Origin of the sequence: Bartonella sp. AA2SXKL, from assembly GCF_042197205.1 — a bacterium.
Lineage (GTDB): Bacteria > Pseudomonadota > Alphaproteobacteria > Rhizobiales > Rhizobiaceae > Bartonella.
Genome location: NZ_JBHIRN010000014.1, coordinates 44522 through 50822, shown reverse-complemented (window position 1 = coordinate 50822; position 6301 = coordinate 44522). Strand labels below are relative to the sequence as shown.

General features: G+C 39.0%; 6 protein-coding genes and 1 pseudogene. 3 read left to right on the top strand and 4 right to left on the bottom strand.

Annotation, left to right across the window (positions count from 1 at the left end):
• The 4 genes and pseudogenes from ACFINS_RS08350 to rpsL all read right to left on the bottom strand — a co-directional run.
• Positions 1-76: pseudogene (locus tag ACFINS_RS08350) on the bottom strand (elongation factor Tu); the annotation flags it as partial.
• A 62-nt stretch (positions 77-138) separates the two neighbouring features.
• Positions 139-2223, bottom strand: coding sequence for an elongation factor G (gene fusA, locus ACFINS_RS08345; RefSeq protein WP_375607436.1), 2085 nt, complete (start codon positions 2221-2223; stop codon positions 139-141).
• 24 nt (positions 2224-2247) lie between these two features.
• Complete coding sequence (gene rpsG, locus ACFINS_RS08340) at positions 2248-2718, bottom strand: 30S ribosomal protein S7 (protein ID WP_015856589.1); 471 nt, start codon at positions 2716-2718, stop codon at positions 2248-2250.
• Between the two features lie 18 nt (positions 2719-2736).
• On the bottom strand, positions 2737-3108 hold the full coding sequence (rpsL, locus tag ACFINS_RS08335; RefSeq protein WP_005773262.1) for a 30S ribosomal protein S12: 372 nt from the start codon (positions 3106-3108) through the stop codon (positions 2737-2739).
• Positions 3109-3593: 485 nt separating this feature from the next.
• On the opposite strand from rpsL, the gene xth reads away from it, so the two are divergent.
• From xth to ACFINS_RS08320, 3 genes are all read left to right on the top strand, one after another.
• Positions 3594-4376 (top strand): exodeoxyribonuclease III, encoded by a 783-nt coding sequence (gene xth, locus ACFINS_RS08330; protein ID WP_375638315.1) that lies wholly within the window; start codon positions 3594-3596, stop codon positions 4374-4376.
• A gap of 124 nt (positions 4377-4500) precedes the next feature.
• Positions 4501-5406, top strand: a complete 906-nt coding sequence (locus ACFINS_RS08325; protein ID WP_375612441.1) for a transporter substrate-binding domain-containing protein — start codon at positions 4501-4503, stop codon at positions 5404-5406.
• 141 nt (positions 5407-5547) lie between these two features.
• A complete protein-coding gene (locus ACFINS_RS08320; protein ID WP_375612442.1) occupies positions 5548-6300 on the top strand; it encodes an amino acid ABC transporter permease in 753 nt (250 codons plus the stop codon).
• The last annotated feature ends 1 nt before the right edge of the window (position 6301 follow it).

Genomic DNA, 6301 nt, shown 5'->3' with positions numbered 1-6301 from the left:
TCTTCCCATGATCAACGTGACCAATCGTACCAATATTAACATGCGGTTTTGTTCGTTCAAACTTGCTCTTCGCCATTTGAGCTCTCCATTTTCCGTCCAAGCCAAGGACTAAGTTAAAAATTAATTACCAACCTGAAATTATGCGTATTTCTTTTGAATCTCCAAAGCAACAGCTGAAGGCACAGGCTCGTAATGATCAAACTGCATTGTATACTGCGCACGTCCCTGACTCATAGAGCGAAGAGTATTCACATAACCAAACATATTTGCCAAAGGAACCATTGCATTCACAACCGTTGCAATGCCGCGCGCTTCAGTTCCTGAAATCTGTCCCCGACGAGAATTGAGATCACCAATAACATCACCAACATAATCATCTGGTGTAACAACTTCCACCTTCATGATCGGTTCAAGAAGCTGTGCACCAGCCTTCTTTGCCCCATCACGAAAAGCCGCACGAGCAGCAATCTCAAAAGCCAAAACCGAAGAATCAACATCGTGATAGCCACCATCAATGAGAGTCGCTTTTACACCAAGCATAGGAAAGCCCGCAAGAGGACCTGACCCCATAACACTCTCAATCCCTTTTTGGACACCAGGAATATATTCTTTAGGAACAGCACCACCAACAATCTTTGACTCAAAAATAAAGTCATCACCATCATGAGGCTCAAAAACAATTTTCACACGAGCAAATTGACCTGCACCACCCGATTGTTTCTTATGCGTATAATCAATTTCCGCCATTTTAGTAATTGACTCACGATAAGCAACTTGAGGCTGCCCAACATTTGCTTCAACCTTAAACTCACGCCGCATACGATCAACAATAATATCAAGATGAAGCTCACCCATTCCAGCTATAATAGTCTGACCAGATTCCTCATCCGATTTAACACGAAATGAAGGATCTTCGGCTGCTAGACGGTTAAGAGCAATACCCATTTTTTCTTGATCTGCTTTTGTCTTCGGTTCAATTGCAATCTCAATAACAGGCTCTGGAAATTCCATCCTCTCCAAAATAACAGGCTTCAAAGGATCACAAAGAGTATCCCCTGTTGTCGTCTCCTTAAGTCCTGCAAGAGCAACAATATCACCAGCAAATGCTTCTTCAATATCCTCACGAGAATTTGAATGCATTTGAAGCATACGCCCCAAACGCTCTTTTTTCTTTTTCACAGTATTCTCAAGAGAAATACCTTTCTGAACTTTACCTGAGTAAATACGACAGAACGTCAATGAACCAACAAAAGGATCATTCATAATTTTAAAAGCAAGCATAGATAACGGAGCATCATCAGAAGATTCGCGTGTCGTCTCAGCCTCAGTCTTTACATCAATACCCTTAATCGCCGGAATATCAATTGGAGAAGGAAGATAGGAAACAACAGCATCCAAAAGTGGCTGCACCCCCTTGTTTTTAAAAGCCGTACCACAAAGAACCGGATGAAACTGAACTTCTACTGTCCCCCTACGAATGAGAGAAACAAGCTGCTCGTTGGTTGGCATAACACCTTCCAAATAAGCCTCTGTCGCAGCTTCATCAACCTCCACAGCCATCTCAATCAATTTCTCGCGATATTCTTCAGCTTTCTCCTTTAAATCAGAGGGAATTTCACTTATCACTGCCGAGGCACCAATAGAACCATCCCACTTTAAAGCCTTCATTTCTACAAGATCAACAACACCTTCAAAGTCATTTTCAGCACCAATCGGCAACTGCAAAACAAGCGCTTTAGCACCTAACCGAGAACCAACCATCTCCACACTACGATAAAAATCAGCTCCTATTTTGTCCATTTTATTAACAAAAACCATACGAGGCACGCGATACTTCTCAGCTTGCCGCCAAACAGTTTCCGTCTGAGGCTCCACACCAGCATTTGCATCCAACAAGGCTATTGCACCATCAAGAACACGCAAAGAGCGCTCAACTTCAATCGTAAAATCAACGTGCCCTGGCGTATCAATAATATTAAAGCGACGCTTCCGACCGTCCTGCCCTTCCCAAAACGTCGTTGTCGCAGCAGACGTAATCGTAATACCGCGCTCCTGCTCCTGCTCCATCCAATCCATCGTAGAAGCACCATCATGGGTCTCGCCAATTTTATGATTCTTACCGGTATAGAACAGAATACGTTCAGTCATCGTAGTCTTACCGGCATCAATATGCGCCATAATACCAAAATTACGATAATCTTCAATTTTATATTCGCGAGCCATTATATTTGCCTTAGTTTAAAACTTCTACCAGCGATAGTGAGAAAAAGCACGATTAGCTTCAGCCATACGATGAACATCTTCACGCTTTTTCACGGCAGAACCACGATTATTAGCCGCATCCATCAATTCACCAGATAAACGCTCAATCATCGTCGTTTCATTTCGACCACGTGCCGCCGCAATCAACCAACGAATAGCAAGAGCCTGACGACGATCAGGACGAACATCAATCGGAACTTGATAAGTAGCGCCACCAACACGGCGTGAACGAACCTCAATGTGAGGAGCAACATTCTCTAAAGCTCGATGAAATAGAGCCACAGGATCTGTTTTTACTCTTTTTTCTACAGAATCGAGCGCACCATAAACAATACGCTCTGCAACTGATTTTTTACCATCAAACATAATGGCATTCATAAATTTCATAATAACCAAATCACCAAATTTTGGATCTGGATTAATCTCACGCTTTTCTGCTCTATGACGACGGGACATTGGCTTTGTCTCTCAATATTATTTTGGACGCTTTGCGCCATACTTTGAACGACGCTGTTTACGATTCTTGACACCCTGCGTATCAAGCAAACCACGAATAATGTGATAACGAACTCCTGGCAAATCTTTCACACGACCACCACGAATCATTACAACAGAGTGCTCTTGAAGATTATGTCCCTCTCCAGGAATATAACCAATCACCTCGAATCCATTCGTCAAGCGAATTTTAGCAACTTTACGAAGAGCAGAATTAGGTTTCTTCGGTGTTGTCGTATAAACACGCGTACAAACACCACGCTTCTGCGGATTCGACTGCAGAGCAGGAACCTTATTACGTTTAACTGGCGCTACACGCGGCTTGCGAATCAACTGGTTTACGGTAGGCATGCAACCTTCCTCTTTTCGATCTACATTCGTCTCACCCAATCGGGCTTTTCTATTTTCATCTCTATCTACCCCAACAAAATCGGAGCAGATATCTAAGTCTACACACAAAATCGGGCACACCTGCAAAAAACAGTTTACCCGACCACAAGCAGAGAAGGCAATAGCCTTTTGCACTAGCATTTGCTTTTAATCTTCTTAACACCTGTGAATAATCCGGTTCATATCCAAAACACCTGATTACATTCACATCGGTTATGTCCATCTCTAATAGCGAGAACACGTACATTCGTCAAGAACTAAACAGCAGAAAGTTTTTAAAAATGAAAATAAATTAAATTTTAAAGCTTTAAATTTGCTTTTACCGCTACTCTTGATAAATCAATTTACCATAAGTAATATCCCTATAAATAAAAAAGTAGCGATATGACTGTAGTAAAACATAGCAGTAAATTGAATTGCATATTTGATATCTAATGATGAGCACCATGAAAATAGCAACGTGGAATATTGCTGGAATAAAAGCGCGACATGAAACATTATGTCAATGGCTGCAGCAAAGCCAACCGGACATAGTCTGTTTACAGGAAATTAAAAGTATTGATGAAAATTTTCCACGCGATACAATTGAAAATTTAGGTTACCATATAGAAACACACGGACAAAAAAGTTTTAATGGCGTTGCGATTCTCTCTAAAAAAACACCAGATGAAGTGATCCGTCGATTACCAGGCAATGATAATGATAAACAAACACGTTACATTGAAGCTGTTTATTCAACAAACAAAGGTGTTGTTCGTGTTGCATCTCTCTATTTGCCAAATGGGAATCCTATTGAGAGTGAAAAATATTCCTATAAGATAGAATGGATGGAAAGATTATATACACATGCAAAATCATTGCTTGCGTATGAAGAACCTCTTATTCTAGCAGGTGATTATAATGTCATCCCCACTCCATTAGATGCAAAAAAACCTCAAGAATGGTATCAAGATGCCTTATTTCTTGGAGAAACAAGAAAAGCATTCCAACGTATGCTTCATTTAGGTTTTTATGATGCTATCCGGAATGTCACCGATACTCCCTCCTTCAGTTTTTGGGATTTTCAGGCAGGTGCTTGGCCTAAGAATAATGGGATTCGCATTGATCATTTATTATTATCACCAGAAGCTGTTGATCAATTAATTTGCGCTCATAGCCAAACAGAAGTAAGGGGATATCAAAAACCATCCGACCACGTTCCTGTTTGGATTCACCTTAATATCAATTAAGAAAGTAAAATCCTCATTTCATGAGACAACAAAAAAATTCCACTCAAAAATAATAACTATGCTACAGCATATAAACAGTATATCTTAAGCAAATAAAATAAAAATAAATGAATGGAGGACATAAATGAAGAAATCATTATTAATGCTTATTGCAGCAACGGCCATTGGATTCTCAAGTTTCGCGCATGCTGAACATGATACTCTTGAAAAAATAAAACGAACAGGGGAAATTACTTTAGGTGTCCGTGAATCATCTGGTTTAGCCTACGCCCTTGGTAATAATAAATATGTAGGTTTTCATACAGAAATGGCAGAACGGATCATTGATGATATCTCAAAAAAAATTGGTAAACCAATTAAAGTTCATTATCTTCCCATCACTTCTCAAAATAGAATTCCTCTCTTAAAAAATAAAACCTATGATTTTGAGTGCGGCTCAACAACACATGATATTGCCCGCAGTAAAGAAGCAGCATTTGCTTATACGACATACATTGAAGAGGTTCGGATTGCTGTAAAGAAAAACTCTAACATTAAATCTCTTGAGGATTTAAATGGAAAAACAGTTGCAACGACCACCGGTACAACATCTGTTCAACTTATTCGTAAAAATAAACGTGCAAAAAACATTCAGTTTAAAGTTTTAAAGGGGAAAGATCACGGAGATAGTTTTTTATTATTAGAATCTGGTAAGGCAGATGCTTTTGTCATGGACGCTTCAATTCTTGCTGGACATATTGCTAAATCAAAGAATCCATCTGATTATGTCATTCTTGATACTGTACTTTCAGTCGAACCTATTGCCTGTATGCTCAGATTAAATGACAAAAAATTTGAACAAACAATCAACGATAGTATCGTACGTCAGATTAAAGATGAATCACTGGAAAAGCTTTATAATAAGTGGTTTATGAAACCGATCCCACCTGCTAACACTGTTATGAACCTTCCCTTATCAAAACAAACAAGATATGCTTGGGATCACCCAAATAATAAGCCTCGAGAAAGCTACGCAGAAAAAGATTTATAGAGTTTAATAAAGAAGAACCACACTCTTTTGAAATTGAGTGTGGTTTATATTTTAATTCACTTTTTAATAAATCTGGACTATGTAGATGCGCGTGGTTTATTGTCCTATTTGTGAATGACTAATTTGAGGGAATATCAATTAATGGACTTTTCTTTCCTTTGTAGAGATGACCTTACTCAAACATTGGTAACAGGATGCTTGGGAACTCCCGGCGTAAGTCATACCTATTTAGATACACTTCTCGATGGCTTAAAAAATACAATTATATTGTCTATCACTTCACTTATATTAGCTGTATTGTGTGGTGTTATTATAGGAACAATGCGCACTTTACCCAAAACATCCATAATCAATTATATATTTCGCACTATCGGTACTATTTGGGTAGAGATTATGCGTAATATTCCCCTCCTTGTACAAGTGTTTTTGTGGTATTTTGTTGTTCCGAAGATTTATCCACCAGCGATGAAATTTTCCCCCATTCTCTTAATAACATGCGCATTGGGATTCTTTACATCTGCACGCATTGCTGAACAGGTTCGTTCAGGCATTGAAGCGATTCCTTCTGGACAACGCTATGCTGCTATGGCAATGGGATTTACAACTTATCAAAGTTATCGCTATATTATACTACCACGTGCTATACGTGCAATTATGCCACCTCTCACTTCAGAAGCAATGGGGATTGTGAAAAATTCATCTATAGCATTCGCCGTTTCAATAAATGAGCTCATGCAATTTCAATACCAAACAATTGAAGAAGTAAGCCATGTTTACGAAAATTATTTGCTTGTTACGATCCTTTATATTCTAATAGCCTTATTCGTATTCATTGTGATGACAGTCATTGAACAAATACTCAAAATTCCTAATTTTCAAACAAAGGGAAATTGAA

Bases quoted from the DNA above. Each gene is read 5' to 3' on its own strand.
- fusA (WP_375607436.1), bottom strand. From the start codon at position 2,223: ATGGCTCGCGAATATAAAATTGAAGATTATCGTAATTTTGGTATTATG.
- rpsG (WP_015856589.1), bottom strand. From the start codon at position 2,718: ATGTCCCGTCGTCATAGAGCAGAAAAGCGTGAGATTAATCCAGATCCA.
- rpsL (WP_005773262.1), bottom strand. From the start codon at position 3,108: ATGCCTACCGTAAACCAGTTGATTCGCAAGCCGCGTGTAGCGCCAGTT.
- xth (WP_375638315.1), top strand. From the start codon at position 3,594: ATGAAAATAGCAACGTGGAATATTGCTGGAATAAAAGCGCGACATGAA.
- ACFINS_RS08325 (WP_375612441.1), top strand. From the start codon at position 4,501: ATGAAGAAATCATTATTAATGCTTATTGCAGCAACGGCCATTGGATTC.
- ACFINS_RS08320 (WP_375612442.1), top strand. From the start codon at position 5,548: ATGGACTTTTCTTTCCTTTGTAGAGATGACCTTACTCAAACATTGGTA.